Below are 15533 nucleotides of genomic sequence, written 5' to 3' on the forward strand. Positions count from 1 at the left end.
GACGCATAGGCGCCGATGTAGTGAGGCGAAAGCGCTCGCGAGACCAAACGAGAGCCCGTGAGATCCCCGACGCGAACGGCCACATCGATACCTTCACCGACGAGGTCGACGAAATGATCGCCCAGGCGCAGGTCGATCGACAGCTTGGGAAAGCGCTGGCGAAACGCGGGTAGGGCGGGCGCGATGAGATGAACCCCGATCGGCAGCGGCGCGGTCACTTTCAGGATGCCCGCAGGCTCGGATCGCGCCGAGGCAGCGGCCTGTTCGATCGCTTCCATTTCCGACAGCAGGCGCAGCGTGCGTTCATGCAGGTCGCGCCCTTCCTGAGTCAGCGTCAATGACCGTGTCGTGCGGTTGAACAGTTTGATCTCGAAGTGACGCTCCAGACGCTGGATACTTTTGCTTATCGCGGAAGGCGTGACGCCGAGCGCCCGCGCCGCAGCCGAATAGCTTCCCAACGATGCCGCGCGGCTAAATGCGATGAGGCCGGTGAGACGGTCCAGGCTGATTTGTTCCATGGCGGAAATATAGAAGCGAATCGGGCGCTGATTATCAATGTCGGCCGTCAAGTATAGAGTCTCTGCACGGCGCCGTTTCGAGTTGCGCCGGCTGACAGGGACCCACTCCATGACCTCTGATTTCGATTCCCATTCACTCAAGAGCAAGTCCGTCCTCATCTTCGGCGGAACGTCCGGAATCGGCCTTGCGGCAGCCAAACAGGCCAAGGCCGCGGGTGCAAGCGTCACGGTGGTCGGGTTCAATCCGGAGGGTGCCGAACAGGTCGCCATCGAGAATGGATTCGCGGGTTGGCGGAGCGCCGACGTGACCCGGCCGGAAACCATCGTCTCGGCACTGGCCGACATCGCTCACGTCGACCATCTCGTTCTCCTCGCGGGAACCTTCGTGGCAGGCAAGGTACTCGACGCGGATGTCGACTATCTGCGGCGGGCGTTCGACGAGCGCGTTTGGGCCGCCGTCCATACTTTGCGCGCGCTGGGTGACCGCCTGGCGGCCGATGCCTCCGTCACGTTTATTTCCGGCGTGTTGGCCGACCGACCCAATGCCTATGGCACCGCCATTCTTGCGTCGGCATCGGCCGCGATGGAGGCGCTGGCCAGAGGGCTGGTTCTGGAACTTGCGCCTCGCCGTGTCAACACCGTTTCGCCCGGCACCACCGACACGCCGTTGCTCGCTCGCACGCTCGGCGAAGGTCGTGACGCGTACGTCAACGCATTGAAAGACAAATTGCCGTTGCATCGGTTGGGAACCGCCGAAGAAGTGGGCGCGGCAGTGGTGTTCCTCATGAGCAATGGATCGATGAACGGCGAGACGATTCATGTCGACGGCGGCGCTCGCCTCGTCTGAACTGGGTGAAGCGTTGCCGGCATTTCCACGTTGGCGAAAACAAGAAGGAGGTTGGGGTGCCTACGCTGTTTGATCCCTTGCGACTCGGTGCGATTGAAGTGCCCAACCGTATCCTCATGGCGCCGATGACGCGTGCGCGGGGAACGCGCGAACACGTACCGACCGCGATGATGGCGGACTATTACAGTCAGCGTGCCTCCGCGGGGCTGATCATCTCGGAGGCGATCGGCATCTCCCGGCAGGGCCTGGGATGGCCTTACGCCACCGGGCTGTGGACAGCTGCGCAAATTGCCGGCTGGCGCACGGTGACCGATGCCGTGCACGAAGCGGGCGGCCGCATCATTGCGCAGCTGTGGCATATGGGGCGAGTCGTGCATCCGAGCTTTCTGGATGACGCACCGCCTGTCTCCTCGTCCGAGACGACGGCGCCCGGCCACGCTCATACCTACTCGGGCAAGCAGCCCTACACGCAGGCACGCGCACTCGAGACAAAAGAAATTCCCGCGATCATCGAGCAGTTCGCCGCCGCGGCACGAAATGCGCTGCAGGCTGGCTTCGACGGCGTACAGTTGCATGCGTCGAACGGTTATCTGATCGATCAATTCCTGCGAGACAGTGCCAACTTCCGCGGCGACGCGTATGGCGGATCGATCTCGAATCGGCTCCGGCTGCTCATCCAGGCAACCCGGGCTGTCGCGGATGTAGCGGGTCCCGGCCGTACCAGCGTCCGCCTGTCTCCGAACGGCGAAACGCAGGGCGTGCGCGACAGCGATCCCTTGCCGTTGTTTATCGCGGCCGCCGAGGCGCTGTCCGCGGTAGGGATCGGGTTCCTGGAACTGCGCGAGCCTCCGCTGAACGGCAGTTTCGGCGTCGGGTACCTCGACCCGCTCGCGGCGAAAATTCGACCGGCTTTCAAAGGACCGCTGGTGCTCAACTCGGATTTCGACGCCACTCGAGCTCAGGCAGAACTCGATGCGGGCGTCGCCGACGCCGTTACGTTCGGGCGCCCGTTCATTTCCAATCCGGACTTCCCTCGGCGTCTGGCCGAAGCGATTCCGCTCGCGTCAGACGACCCGGCCACATGGTTCACGCAAGACGCGCAGGGCTACATCGATTACCCGTTCGCGGCGTCGACGTAACCACTCCTTCCTGAGGCGGCTCGAGATCGGACGGCACCCGCGGGCGTGCTTTTCGCCTGCCGGCCGCATTCCGGCGACCACCCTGCGAGATCGCGCGGGCCGCGACGACGACTTCCGCAGCACCCGTTACTTCCCTGCAACCGTACGAAAGGAACACGATCATGTCATTCATTACCACGCGGGACGGCGTAGACATTTTCTATAAAGACTGGGGCCCCCGGGACGCTCAGCCGATCGTGTTCCATCACGGCTGGCCGCTCTCCGCGGATGACTGGGATACCCAGATGCTCTTCTTCCTGGCGAACGGGTATCGCGTTATTGCCCACGACCGGCGCGGACACGGGCGCTCGTCGCAGGTCGCAGAAGGTCACGACATGGATCATTACGCAGCGGACGCGTTTGCGCTCGTCGAGACACTGGACCTCAGGCATGCCGTGCATATCGGCCATTCCACCGGCGGGGGCGAAGTGGCGCGCTATGTTGCGAGGCACGGCGAGCCGACGGGGCGTGTCGCAAAGGCCATTCTCGTGAGCGCCGTGACGCCGCTGATGCTGAAGACGCCATCGAATCCCGAAGGCCTGCCGCTGGATGTCTTCGACGGGCTACGCAAGGGGCTCGCTGAAAATCGCGCGCAGTTCTTCGTAGACGTGCCCGCGGGCCCGTTCTACGGGTTCAATCGTCCTGACGCGACCGTTCATCAGGGCGTGATTCAGAACTGGTGGCGCCAGGGAATGATGGGTAGCGCGCAAGCCCACTACGAGGGTATCAAGGCGTTTTCGGAAACGGACCAGACCGAAGATCTCCAGTTGATCGGCGTGCCGACGCTGGTGCTTCACGGCGAGGATGACCAGATCGTCCCGTACAAGGACGCGGCGCTCAAGGCGATCAAACTGTTGAAGAACGGCAAGCTGAAAACGTTCCCGGGCTTCTCCCATGGGATGTTGACCGTCAACGCGAGTGTCTTGAACGCGGAACTGCTGGCATTCGTTCAAGAATAAGACTGGCGGGACATCGCGCACCTGCTGGTGCGCGATGTCCCGCGCCTGCTTTTCCCCCCCATTTTGAGGAGCCGAGATGACTACCGATGTTTTGGCCGTGGCGCTTCGATTCTTTTCGCTTTGGACCGAAAACCGCATCGACGACGCGCTGTCGATGCTCTCCGATGATGTCCTCTACGACAACGTTCCGTTCCCCGACATCGTTGGACGGGACAATGTTCGCCAATTCCACGGCGACTTCGGGATCGGTACGACGTTCAAGGTCGACTGGACGGTGACCCATATCGCCGCAGCGGGAAACGTCGTCCTCAATGAGCGGATCGACGTCTTTCAACACGAATCAGGCGGAAAAATCACGCTTCCCGTGATGGGTACCCTGACCATCGTCGATGATCGAATCACGGTTTGGCGAGACTACTTCGATCCCGCGGACTTCGATCGGCAGTTGAGTGCAATCAAGAAGTAGTCTTACGCCGCAGTAGCGGGTACCCAATCGAAAACTACAAGCCGGACCGGCGCATCCGTACTAACCCTGATTAAAAACACTTATCACGGTGAAAAATTCCGCATCTTCTTGAACCGATATCGGCTGGCTATAGTGGCTCGCTTTCCCGCATGCAAACGCCGCGTGCGAGACACGCTGACAATCAGCAGGAGCCCCTTGATGACCACCGATACCCCCAATACCCGCTTCACCGAAGTCGAGGATCTGATGCCCGCCGCCGGCGGGCTGCGCGAGATCCGCCACCACATCCACCATCATCCCGAGCTCGCGTACGAAGAGCACGACACGGCCGCGCTCGTCGCGGACAAGCTCGAGCAATGGGGCTGGCAGGTGACGCGCGGGGTCGGCAAGACGGGCGTGGTCGGCACGTTGCGGGTGGGCGACGGCACGCGCAGCATCGGCATTCGCGCCGACATGGATGCGCTGCCGATCGTCGAGGCGACCGGCCTGCCGTATGCGAGCGGCACGCACGGCAAGATGCACGCGTGCGGCCACGATGGCCACACGACGATGCTGCTGGGCGCCGCGCAGCATCTCGCGAAGACGCGCAACTTCTCGGGCACCGTCCACCTGTATTTCCAGCCGGCGGAAGAGCACGGCGTCGACAGCGGCGCGAAGAAGATGATCGACGACGGCCTGTTCGAGCGCTTCCCGTGCGATGCCGTGTTCGGCATGCACAACCATCCGGGCGCGGCGCCCGGCGTGTTCCTCACGCGGCGCGGCCCGTTCATGTCGGCCGGCGACAAGGCGATCATCACGATCGAGGGCGTCGGCGGCCACGCGGCTCGGCCGCACCTGACAGTCGATCCGGTCGTCGTCGCGGCGAGCATCGTGATGGCGCTGCAGACGATCGTCGCGCGCAACGTCGACCCGTCGCAGCCGGCGGTCGTCACGGTCGGCTCGATGCACGCGGGCACCGCGAACAACGTGATTCCGAACGGCGCGCGCCTCGAACTCAGCGTACGGTCGTTCAGCCCGGAAGTGCGCGCGCTGCTCAAGCGCCGCATCACCGAGCTGGCCGAAACGCAGGCCGCGAGCTACGGCGCGAGCGCGAACGTCGAGTACATCGAAGGCTATCCGGTCGTCGTCAATACGGATGCCGAAACGGATTTCGCCGCGCAGGTCGCGCGCGAACTCGTCGGCGATGCGCACGTGGTCGAGCAGACCGACCTGCTGATGGGCAGCGAGGATTTCGCGTTCATGCTGCAGCAGCGGCCGGGCTCGTTCGTGCGGCTCGGCAACGGCGAAGGCGAGGACGGCTGCATGGTGCACAACCCGAAATACGACTTCAACGATCGCAACCTGCCGATCGGCGCGGCGTTCTGGACGCGCCTCGTCGAGCGTTACCTCGGACAGTAATCGCGGCGGCGGCGGGCGGCCGGCGCTTCCGGCCGCATTGACAGGAGAGGATAGCGATGCAGAAAGATCATCTCGCGCTGCACCCCGCGTCGGCGGAGGCCGCCGACACCGGCGCGCCGGGCGCGCCTGCCGTCACGCGGCGCGGCGCGATCGCCGCGGCCGTGATCGGCAACTGGCTGGAATTCTTCGATTTCACCGTGTACGGCTTCTTCGCGGTGCTGATCGGCAAGCTGTTCTTCCCGTCGAGCGACCCGACCACGTCGTTGCTGCTGTCGGTCGCGACGTTCGCCGCCGGCTTCTTCACGCGGCCGCTCGGCAGCGTCGTGCTCGGCGTCTACGCGGACCGCAAGGGGCGCAAGGCCGCGCTGAACCTGACGATCATGCTGATGGCGCTCGGCACCGGCCTGATCGCGATCGCGCCGACCTATGCGCAGGTGGGCGTCGCCGCGCCGCTGCTCGTCGTGTTCGCGCGCTTGCTGCAGGGTTTCTCGCAGGGCGGCGAATTCGGCGCGGCGACGTCGACGCTGCTCGAACAGGGCGGCACGTCGCGCCGTGGGTTCCGCGCGAGCTGGCAGCTCGCGACGCAGGGCGGCGCCGCGCTGATGGGTTCAGGGTTCGCGGCGTTGCTGTCCAACACGATGACGAAGGACGCGCTGGAAGGCTGGGGCTGGCGGCTGCCGTTTCTCGTCGGCGTGCTGATCGCGCCGGTCGGGATGTATCTGCGCCGCCGGCTCGCGGACGACGCGCCCGGAGACCGCCATCACGGCATCGAACGCGGCGTGCTGCGCGAGCTGTTCTCGAAGCACACACGCACGGTGTTGCTGCTGATGCTCACGGTGATGGGCGGCACGGTGTCGACCTACATCCTCACCTTCTACATGCCGACCTACGCGATCCATACGCTCGGCCTGCCGATGAAGCTGTCGATGTTCGTCGGCGTCGCGTCGGGCTGCGTGATGCTGGTCACATGCCCGCTGTTCGGCTGGCTGTCGGACCAGCTCGGCAGCCGCCGCCTGCCGATCTTCGTCGGCCGCGGCGTGCTGGTCGCGCTGCTGTTCCCGGCGTTCTGGCTGATGAACCATCATCCGACGCTGTCGGTGATCCTGCCGCTGACCGCGCTGATGCTGCTGTTCTATTCGCTCGGCTCGGCATCGGAAATGGCGCTGATGTGCGAGTCGCTGCCGCGCCACGTGCGTGCGACGGGCATCTCGATCGCGTATGCGCTCGCGGTGACGATCTTCGGCGGCACCGCGCAGCTGATCGCGACCTGGCTCGTGAAGACGACCGGCAGCAAGCTCGCGCCGGCCGGCTACGTGGCCGCGTGCGTGGTGCTGTCGCTGATCGCGGTCGCGATGCTGCGCGAGACGGCGCGGGAATCGCTGGACTGACGTGCGAGGCGGGTGGCCTTACCGCCCGCGCACCACCCGTAAATACGACGCGAGCATCGTCGCGAGTTCCTGCGCGGCGGGCGTCAGCGGCACGGCCGCGCGCTGCAGCAGGCAGATGTCCTGCGCTTCGGCCTGCTCGCGCACCGGCACCTTCACGAGCGCGCCGGCGAACGGCCCGTGCCGCGTGATCGCTTCGGTTTCGAGCGCGAGGGAATCGGTCTGCGTGACGATCTGCAGCGTCTCGAACATTCCTTCGACGGTCGCCAGAATCTTCGGCGGCGGCTGGCCGTGCGTATCGAAGTACGCGAGCAGCCGGTTGACGACCGGGTCGGCGCTCAGGTTCGGCGAGCGCGTCGACACCCATCCGTAGTCGCCCAGCTCGGCGAGCGATTGCGCGTGCATCGCCGGATGCCCGTTGCGGCAGACGACCACCGGCGCCGACGTGCGCAGCGGCGTGACCGCGAGATCGGTCGTGTCGGTCTGCTTCGCGACCAGCGCGATCGCGAAATCGACCGCACTCTCGCGCAGCCAGCCGATCATCATCCGCGACGTGCCGGTGCGCAGGTGCACGTCCACCTTGTCGAAGCGCGCGCGGAACGCGGTCAGCACCGGCGCGAACGCGTCGATCAGCGGCTCGGTCACGAGGCCGAGCGTGACGGTGCCTTCGTAGGCACCGCTCAACTGACGGATTTCCCGCTCGACCTGCTCGCATTCGCCGAGGATCGAACCGGAACGCGCGAGCAGCCGCTGGCCGACGGCCGTCGGCACGATCCCGCGGTTGGTGCGCGTGAACAGCGTCGCGCCGAGCGTCGCCTCGAGGCCCTGCAGTTGCTGCGTGACGCCGCTTTGCGCGAGATCGAGCGCGCGGGCGGCCGCGCGCAGGCTGCCGTGCTCGACGACGGCCTGGAAGATGCGGAGCTGGGACAGCGTGAACGCCATGGGAAGCAGCGAGGCCGGTGATCGGAAATACCGATCATGATAAGCCAGCCGATGGTTCCGGCGGCCGCGCGCGGCCCCTACGATCGCAGGCAGTCCGGCTCATGCCGTTCGTTCCTCTTCCTGCCCGTCGTCGACCATGAAACGTTTCCTCGTCCCGCTCGTTTTCCTGTGCATTGGCCTGGCGGCCACGTCCGCATATGCGCTCGACGCGCACGTGGTGCGGCTCGGCATCGACCCGACCTATCCGCCGATGGACGCGAAGGCGCCCGACGGCAGCCTGAAGGGCTTCGACGTCGATCTCGGCAACGAGATCTGCCGCCGCGCGCAGTTGCGCTGCCAGTGGGTCGAGCTCGAATTCTCCGGGATGATCCCCGCGCTGCAGGCGCGCAAGATCGACGCGATCCTGTCGTCGATGGCGATCACCGCGAAGCGCGAGAAGCAGATCCTGTTCTCGTCGAAGCTGTTCCGCTTCAAGTCGCGGCTCGTCGCGCGGCCCGGCAGCGGGCTCGACGGCACGGCGGCGTCGCTGGCCGGCAAGCGCGTCGGCGTGCAGTCGGGCACGCAATTCGAATCGTGGGCGCTCGCGCACTGGGCGCCGGCCGGCGTCGGCGTGGTGCCGTACAAGAGCCAGGACGACGTGTTCGCCGATCTCGTGAACGGCCGCCTCGACGCGGCGCTGCTCGGCACCGTGGAAGCCGACTACGGGTTCCTGCGCCAGCCGCGCGGCAAGGGTTTCGCATTCGTCGGCGCGCCGCTCGACATGGGCGATCGCGGCGTCGGCATCGGCATGCGGCAGTCGGATACCGCGCTGAAGGCGTCGATCGACGGCGCGATCGCGTCGATGCTGAAGGACGGTACGTACGACCGGATCGCGAAGCAGTATTTCGATTTCAATCCGTACGGCGACTGAGCGCCGCGCCGGCCCGTTCGCCCGATTCCCCGCTTTCATCCATTCGAGACCATCGATGCAGATTCGCACCACGCCGCTCCTGTCGCCGTCGATCGGCACGCAGCGCACGCTGACGAGCTTTCATTTCGGGCCGGCCGGCAGCGGCCGCAAGATCTACCTGCAGGCCGCGCTGCACGCGGACGAGACGCCCGCGATGCTCGCGGCGTTCGTGCTCAAGCAGCGCCTCGCGCAGCTCGACGCCGAAGGCCGGCTCGCGGCCGAAATCGTGCTCGTGCCGGTGTCGAACCCGGTCGGCCTCAATCATCATCTGCTCGGGCAGTTCATCGGCCGTTTCGACCTCGCGAGCGGGCGCAACTTCAATCGCGGCTTCCTGCCGCTCGCGGAGATCGCCGCGCGTGCGCGCGACCGGCTCGGCGACGACGGCGCACGCAATCGCGCGATCGTGCGTGAATGCGTCGGCGCGGCGCTCGATGAAATCGCGCCGCGCACCGAGTTCGATGCGCTGCAACTGGCGCTGCTGAAGTTGTCGCACGACGCCGATGTGGTGATCGACCTGCATTGCTCGCTCGAAGCGGTGATGCACGTGTACACGAGCGATACCGCGTGGCCGGACGTCGAGCCGCTCGCGCGGTATCTCGGCGCCGAGGTGTCGCTGCTCGCCGAGGATTCGGGCGGCCATGCGTTCGACGATGCGCATCACTTGCTGTGGTCGCAGCTGCGCGCGCATTTGCCGGACGGCACGCCGATGGCGGCCGGCACCGTGGCCGTGACGGTCGAGTGTCGGGGTCAGCGCGACGTGACGTACGAATACGCGCAACGCGACGCCGACGCGCTCGTCGACTATCTGGTGTGGTGCGGCGCGGTGCGCGGCGAACGTGCGCCGCTGCCGCCGCTGGCCGCACCGGCCACGCCGCTCGCGGGCAGCGAACAGTTTTATGCGCCGGTGAGCGGAATCCTTGTGCACCGCGCGGCGATCGGCGCGACGATCCGTGCGGGCGATCCGCTGTTCGACATCGTCGATCCGCTGACGGACGCGATCACGACGATCTCGAGCGCGACCGATGGCGTGTTCTACATGCGCCGCGCGATCCGTTTCGTAACGGCCGGCGCGCCGCTCGGCCGCGTGACGGGCATGGTGCCGGTGCGAAAGGGGATGCTGCTGGGCGCGTGAGCGGGGCGGTGTCCTGCCGACGCGATGCAATTTCGTTCTCGTCAGATTGACCGTGTTGGAGCGCATCACTAAATTGTGCGACGCGGAGTGCGCTCCGTGTTCCGTGAGAAGAACGTTGCAGAGATCAGAGTTTGAGCGGGCGGCCTTGTGCCGCCCGTCTTTTTATTGGGCGCTTTGTCGCGTCACCGAAATGACGATCTCGCCCGGCGCTCAACCGCGCCGCGCCACCAGCTCCGATACCGTCTGCGCGGCCTGCTGCAGCGGCCCGAGAAACTCCTTCACCATCTGCTTCGCGGTATGCCGCTGCGCGTTGCCGCTGATGTTCATCGCGGCGATGACCTGCCCGCGCCGGTTGCGGATCGGCGCGGATAGCGACATCAGCCCCACTTCGAGTTCCTGATCGACCACGGCCCAGCCCTGCTGACGCACCTGCGCGATCGCCGCCTTCAGTTCGCCGAGGTCGGTGATCGTGCGCGGCGTATGCGCGCGGATGGTGCTCTGCGCGAGCGTTTCATCGAGCGCCGCATCGTCGAGCGCGGACAGCAGCACGCGGCCCATCGACGTGCAGTACGCGGGCAGCCGGCTGCCGATCGACAGGTTGATCGTCATGATCTTGCGGGTCGGCACGCGCAGCACGTAGACGATCTCGGTGCGGTCGAGCACCGCGGCCGAGCAGCTTTCGTGGATCTGCGCGGACAGTTGCTCCATCACCGGATCGGCGAGATTCCAGAACGGCATCGAGGTGAGATACGCGAAGCCGAGCTCGAGGATCTTCGGCGTGAGCCGGAACAGCCGGCCGTCGGCCTCGACGTAGCCGAGCGTCTGCAGCGTGAGCAAAATCCGGCGGGCCCCCGCGCGCGTGAGGCCGGTGGCCGATGCCACCTCGGTGAGCGTCTGCTCCGGGCGCGCCGCGTCGAACGCGCGGATCACCGCGAGGCCGCGCGCGAACGACTGTACATAGGAGTCGCCGGGTTTCGTCTGAATATCGTCGGTTGTCATGAGCGCCTGGAATGTCGTGCAGCCGAGAAGATAGCGCATGGGGCCCGACACGCCAACCTCCCGGCGGGCCGTGCCCTTGACAGGTCGTCCCCGCACTCCCTATGATGCGTTGAACGTTCGATACACGATCTTATGTTCGTATGTAGAACATCCAAGCGCATCCCGGCGGGCAATGCAAGGGGCGCGCCCTATTCATTTCCCCGCCTTTCACGGGACCGGAGACACTGATGACCGAAGCTTTTCTGTGTGATGCGATCCGTACGCCGATCGGGCGTTACGGCGGTGCACTGTCCGGCGTGCGCGCCGACGATCTGGGCGCGGTGCCGCTCAAGGCGCTCGTCGAGCGCAATCGCGACGTCGACTGGACGGCGATCGACGACGTGATCTACGGCTGCGCGAACCAGGCCGGCGAGGACAACCGCAACGTCGCGCGCATGTCGGCGCTGCTCGCGGGTTTGCCGGAGGGCGTGCCGGGTTCGACGATCAACCGCCTGTGCGGTTCCGGCATGGATGCGGTCGGCGTGGCCGCACGCGCGATCAAGTCGGGCGAAGCCGCGTTGATGGTTGCGGGCGGCGTCGAGAGCATGACGCGCGCGCCGTTCGTGATGGGCAAGGCCGCGAGCGCGTTCGCGCGCCAGGCCGACATCTACGACACGACGATCGGCTGGCGCTTCGTCAATCCGTTGATGAAACAGCTGCACGGCGTCGATTCGATGCCGGAAACCGCGGAGAACGTCGCGGTCGACTACAACGTCAGCCGCGCGGATCAGGACCTGTTCGCGCTGCGCAGCCAGCAGAAAGCCGCGCGGGCGCAGCAGGACGGTACGCTGGCCGAAGAAATCGTGTCGGTCACGATTGCGCAGAAGAAGGGCGACCCGGTGGTCGTGTCGCGCGACGAGCATCCGCGCGAAACGTCGCTCGAAGCGCTCGCGAAGCTGAAGGGCGTCGTGCGCCCGGATGGCTCGGTCACGGCCGGCAACGCGTCGGGCGTGAACGACGGCGCCGCCGCACTGCTGCTGGCGAACGAAGCAACCGCGAAGCGCTTCGGCCTGACGCCGCGTGCCCGCGTGCTGGGGATCGCGACGGCCGGCGTCGCGCCGCGCGTGATGGGCATCGGCCCGGCGCCGGCCACGCAGAAGCTGCTCGCGCGGCTCGGCATGACGATCGACCAGTTCGACGTGATCGAACTGAACGAGGCGTTCGCGTCGCAAGGTCTCGCCGTGCTGCGCATGCTCGGCGTGGCCGATGACGATCCCCGCGTGAACCCGAACGGCGGCGCGATCGCGCTTGGCCACCCGCTCGGCGCATCGGGTGCGCGCCTCGTGACGACCGCGATGTACCAGCTGCATCGCACGAACGGTCGCTTCGCGCTGTGCACGATGTGCATCGGCGTCGGTCAGGGCATCGCGATCGCGATCGAACGCGTGTGACCGGCGCGATGCGGTGAAGCGGCCGGATATGCGCCGCTTCACCGCTGTGCTGTATCCGCCACGATGGGCGGCACGAGGTGTCTCGTGCCGCCCATCGTCGTTAACCGGCCTGCGACAGTTGCCTGAGGCGCGCGTCGAGCGCGTCGATCTCGGTGTCCGCGAATACCTCGATGCCATGCTCGCGCAGCAGCGCCGCGGTGACGCCGGCGCCCGCCTGCCGCCGGCTCGCGAAACTTCCGTCGTAAATGAACGTGCTGCCGCACGACGGGCTGCCGTCGGCGAGGATCGCGAAGCGGCAATCGTGTGCCTGCGCGAGGGCCAGCGCGGTTTGCGCGCCGGCAACGAATGGCGCCGTCACGTCGGCGCCGTTCACGTCGACGATGCGTGCGTGCCCCGACAGCACCTGCTGCCCCGATGCGCCGCCGGCGATCTCGGCAGGCGGGCGCGGCACGTTCAAGCCGCCCGCCAGCTCCGGGCAGACGGCCACGAGACGCCCCTCGCGCTGCCACCGTTCGAGCGCCTCGTGCGCGGCGGTCTTCGCCGAACCGTTGTAACGGACCGGATGGCCGACCACGCACATGCTGACGAGGATCTTCGGCGTGGCGGGCGGTGGTGGGGCGTTGTTCAATGTCGCGCTCCGTGACGGCTGATGGCAGCTGATGACGGCTGGGGCAGGGCGGAAAATTCTACGCGGCATCCGCGTGCCGGGCCGTCACGTGGTTGGCCCTTCGAGGTGAATATCGTCGGGTTCGAGCGCGTAAAGCTCGGGATCGGGCGCCGTGCTGACCGTGAAGCCGAGCCGCAGGTAGAAGTCGATCGTGCGCTGCGACGGCGTCGCCGACACATACAGGCGCTCGGCCCCCATCGCGCGTGCCTGCACCTGCGCCGCGCGGTAGAGCTGTTCGCCGAGTCCGCAGCCGCGCCAGTCGTGGCTCACGTGCAGGAACTTCAGCTGCAGCATGTCGCGCCGCGGGCCGAGCGGCCGGCTGTCGACGATCGCTGCCGCGACGAGTCGCGCGCCGTCGAACCGGCCGAGAAACCAGCCGCCACGGTCGTGGCAGTCGAGCAGGATCGGCGTGTAGTGGTCGGCTTCGCCGTCGGGCCAGCCGGACACGTCGTAGAACTCGGGCACGAGATGCAGCGCGCCGTCGCGCAATACGTACAGGTGTTCGATGATTTCTCGCCGGTCGATGGTCCACACGAGCGGCACGTCGTCGCGGGCCAGCAGGCGGGCCGACAGCGCGTCGCGCTCGGCGGCGGTGCGGCGGGTCATGCGGCCCTCCGGTGCGCGGCGATTGCGTACATCAACGGCAGGCGCGGCATGCCTTCGGGAGGCACCATCCGGCGGCCCTCCAGCTCGCGCATGCCGTCGAAGCCCTTCCAGCCGTTCGAGTACGGATATTCGTTCAGGCAGTCGATCACGAGCCTGGCTGATATCAGCGCATTCACGACGTCGCCGATGCCCCACATGAACTCGTAGCTCGGATGCGGGTTCGCGAAATCGACGATGCCCGGATGATCGTGCTGCTCGCCGAGCCCCGTGCCGGACGCCGCGACGTAATCGCCGACGCCTGCGGGTTCCTCGATCGCGTCGCCGTTGAAGTAGTCGTAGCGCGGCTGCCACTGTTCGTCGAAATACAGTGAGAACGGGTGGAACTCGACCATCGCGAAGCGGCCACCCGGCGCGAGCAACGAGGCGATCCCGCGCGCCCATGCGCTCAGGTCCGACAGCCAGCAGATCGCGCCGTATGACGTGAACACGCGATCGAAGCGCTCGCCGCGCGCGGCTGCTGCGGGCATCCAGTCGAGTACGTCGGCGCGCTCGAAGCGCGCGGGCAGGCCCGCGTCGGCCGACAGTTGCCGCGCGAAGTCGATCGCCTCGTCGGAGATGTCGACGCCGGTTGCGTCCGCGCCGTCGCGCACGAGGCTCAGCGTGTCCTGTCCCGCGTTGCATTGCAGGTGCAAGAGCCGCAAACCGGTGAGATCGCCGAGCAGTTCGCGTTCTTCCGGAAACAGCGTCGAGCCGCCATTGCGGAAAAATGCAGCCTGATCGCCTTTATGGCTGTTATGCGCGACCGTCGCCGTATTCCAGGACAGCCGATTCAGTTCATGCAATGCCTTTTTCATCGGATTCGAATTCAGGTCGAATGGGGCAGGATAAGCGAATCGTTTCGCCGCACGCAACGGCTGCGGGCATTGTCAATGCCGCGCGGCGCTTCGTGACAGCCAGATAAACGCGCGCGGTGATTATCGCCGGATTATTTGATCGAAATCATGGCAATAGCGGAATTGCCTGTTTTATGCGCAACGGAATTAAGGTTTTCCAGCGAATTGCCGACAGTAAGGACGAGAGTGTCGTAAAGCGAGCAACCGTTTTTCGGCTACTGAGCGCGATTTCAGCGCGGCGCGGACGACAGATCCGCCTTTCGGAGCCTTGCATGCGCAACAACCAGCCCGTAACCCAACAGGAATTCGATTTTCCCGACGACGTCACGCTGATGTCGACGACCGATGCCGACAGCGTCATCACCTACGCGAACACGACGTTCGCGCAAGTGAGCGGGTTCTCGAACGAGGAACTCGTCGGCCAGCCGCACAACGTGGTGCGTCACCCGGACATGCCGAAGGAGGCGTTCGCCGACATGTGGGCGACGCTGCGGCGCGGCGAGCCTTGGACCGCGCTCGTGAAGAACCGCCGCAAGAATGGCGATCACTATTGGGTGCGCGCGAACGCGATTCCGGTGATGCGCAACGGCGCGCCGCAAGGCTACATGTCGGTGCGTACGAAGGCGCCGCACGACGAGACCCGGGCCGCGGACGCGCTGTATCGCGCATTCCGCGAAGGCAAGGCTGGCCGGCGCCGGTTCCACAAGGGCCTCGTCATCCGCACCGGGCTGCTGCGGATCGCATCGTTGCCGCAGACGATGTCGGTGCGGGCGCGCGTCCATTCGGCACTGTACGTGCTGGCGCCGGCCGTCGTCGGCGCGGGGTGGGCCTGCGGGCTCACCGGCGGCGGCCTCGCGGCGTTTGCCGGCGTGACGGTCGGCGTGGCGGCGGCCGCCGGCTGGTGGCTCGACGCGCAGATCGTGCAACCGCTGAAGCGGCTGCACGAGCAGGCGCTGAACGTCGCGACCGGCGAGAGCCGGCGCGGCGTGCGGATGAACCGGGTCGACGAGATCGGCATGACGCTGCGCACGATCAACCAGCTCGGGCTGATGTTCCGCTGGCTCGTCGACGACGTCAGCGAGCAGGTGCACAACGTGCAGCGCGCGAGCAACGAGATCGCGCAGGGCAACGGCGACCTGAGCGCGCGCACCGAACAGGCCGCGT

At 66.3% G+C, this 15533-nt stretch carries 16 protein-coding genes; 10 read left to right on the plus strand and 6 right to left on the minus strand.

Features of this window, described 5'->3' with window-relative positions; genetic code table 11:
* On the minus strand, positions 1 to 518 hold a 518-nt coding region (locus JMF86_RS29110; RefSeq protein ID WP_201317190.1), incomplete at its 3' end, for a LysR family transcriptional regulator.
* Between the two features lie 109 nt (positions 519 to 627).
* On the opposite strand from JMF86_RS29110, the gene JMF86_RS29115 reads away from it, so the two are divergent.
* From JMF86_RS29115 to JMF86_RS29140, 6 genes are all read left to right on the plus strand, one after another.
* A complete protein-coding gene (locus JMF86_RS29115; RefSeq protein WP_011546826.1) occupies positions 628 to 1365 on the plus strand; it encodes an SDR family oxidoreductase in 738 nt (245 codons plus the stop codon).
* Between the two features lie 56 nt (positions 1366 to 1421).
* Positions 1422 to 2504 carry an alkene reductase gene (locus JMF86_RS29120; RefSeq protein WP_011546827.1) on the plus strand — a complete coding sequence of 361 codons (1083 nt, stop codon included), beginning with the start codon at positions 1422 to 1424 and terminating at the stop codon, positions 2502 to 2504.
* A gap of 161 nt (positions 2505 to 2665) precedes the next feature.
* A complete protein-coding gene (locus JMF86_RS29125) occupies positions 2666 to 3502 on the plus strand; it encodes an alpha/beta fold hydrolase (protein WP_011546828.1) in 837 nt (278 codons plus the stop codon).
* A gap of 76 nt (positions 3503 to 3578) precedes the next feature.
* Entirely contained in the window at positions 3579 to 3968 is a 390-nt protein-coding gene (locus JMF86_RS29130; protein ID WP_011546829.1) for a limonene-1,2-epoxide hydrolase family protein, read from the plus strand.
* Positions 3969 to 4166: 198 nt separating this feature from the next.
* Positions 4167 to 5366, plus strand: a complete 1200-nt coding sequence (locus tag JMF86_RS29135) for a M20 aminoacylase family protein (RefSeq protein ID WP_011546830.1) — start codon at positions 4167 to 4169, stop codon at positions 5364 to 5366.
* Positions 5367 to 5422: 56 nt separating this feature from the next.
* Positions 5423 to 6754: an MFS transporter gene (locus JMF86_RS29140; protein WP_011546831.1), complete on the plus strand. Its 1332-nt coding sequence runs from the start codon at positions 5423 to 5425 to the stop codon at positions 6752 to 6754.
* Positions 6755 to 6772: 18 nt separating this feature from the next.
* Here the strand turns inward: JMF86_RS29140 and JMF86_RS29145 are convergent, their stop codons facing one another.
* Complete coding sequence (locus tag JMF86_RS29145; protein ID WP_011546832.1) at positions 6773 to 7693, minus strand: LysR family transcriptional regulator; 921 nt, start codon at positions 7691 to 7693, stop codon at positions 6773 to 6775.
* Positions 7694 to 7829: 136 nt separating this feature from the next.
* Here JMF86_RS29145 and JMF86_RS29150 point away from each other — a divergent pair, with 136 nt between their 5' ends.
* Together JMF86_RS29150 and JMF86_RS29155 are read left to right on the plus strand one after the other, a co-directional pair.
* The gene (locus tag JMF86_RS29150; protein ID WP_011546833.1) at positions 7830 to 8603 is read left to right on the plus strand and encodes a transporter substrate-binding domain-containing protein; all 774 of its coding nucleotides are present in this window, start codon (positions 7830 to 7832) and stop codon (positions 8601 to 8603) included.
* Between the two features lie 55 nt (positions 8604 to 8658).
* Positions 8659 to 9774: a succinylglutamate desuccinylase/aspartoacylase family protein gene (locus tag JMF86_RS29155; protein ID WP_011546834.1), complete on the plus strand. Its 1116-nt coding sequence runs from the start codon at positions 8659 to 8661 to the stop codon at positions 9772 to 9774.
* Between the two features lie 210 nt (positions 9775 to 9984).
* On the opposite strand, the gene JMF86_RS29160 is transcribed toward JMF86_RS29155, so the two are convergent.
* Positions 9985 to 10773: an IclR family transcriptional regulator gene (locus tag JMF86_RS29160; protein ID WP_027813851.1), complete on the minus strand. Its 789-nt coding sequence runs from the start codon at positions 10771 to 10773 to the stop codon at positions 9985 to 9987.
* 227 nt (positions 10774 to 11000) lie between these two features.
* On the opposite strand from JMF86_RS29160, the gene pcaF reads away from it, so the two are divergent.
* Complete coding sequence (pcaF, locus tag JMF86_RS29165; protein ID WP_011546836.1) at positions 11001 to 12203, plus strand: 3-oxoadipyl-CoA thiolase; 1203 nt, start codon at positions 11001 to 11003, stop codon at positions 12201 to 12203.
* Positions 12204 to 12303: 100 nt separating this feature from the next.
* Here the strand turns inward: pcaF and JMF86_RS29170 are convergent, their stop codons facing one another.
* From JMF86_RS29170 to JMF86_RS29180, 3 genes are all read right to left on the minus strand, one after another.
* Positions 12304 to 12831, minus strand: a complete 528-nt coding sequence (locus JMF86_RS29170; RefSeq protein ID WP_041489344.1) for a DUF523 domain-containing protein — start codon at positions 12829 to 12831, stop codon at positions 12304 to 12306.
* Between the two features lie 84 nt (positions 12832 to 12915).
* On the minus strand, positions 12916 to 13476 hold the full coding sequence (locus tag JMF86_RS29175; protein ID WP_011546838.1) for a GNAT family N-acetyltransferase: 561 nt from the start codon (positions 13474 to 13476) through the stop codon (positions 12916 to 12918).
* On the minus strand, positions 13473 to 14330 hold the full coding sequence (locus tag JMF86_RS29180; protein WP_011546839.1) for a class I SAM-dependent methyltransferase: 858 nt from the start codon (positions 14328 to 14330) through the stop codon (positions 13473 to 13475). The genes JMF86_RS29175 and JMF86_RS29180 overlap by 4 nt, the downstream gene beginning before the upstream one ends.
* Positions 14331 to 14641: 311 nt before the next feature.
* Between JMF86_RS29180 and JMF86_RS29185 the strand changes: the two genes are divergently transcribed.
* The coding region (locus JMF86_RS29185) for a PAS domain-containing methyl-accepting chemotaxis protein (protein ID WP_201317189.1) at positions 14642 to 15533 on the plus strand (892 nt) is incomplete at its 3' end.

The organism is Burkholderia sp. E168m15 (assembly GCF_016586105.1).
GTDB classification, from domain to species: Bacteria; Pseudomonadota; Gammaproteobacteria; order Burkholderiales; family Burkholderiaceae; genus Burkholderia; species Burkholderia orbicola.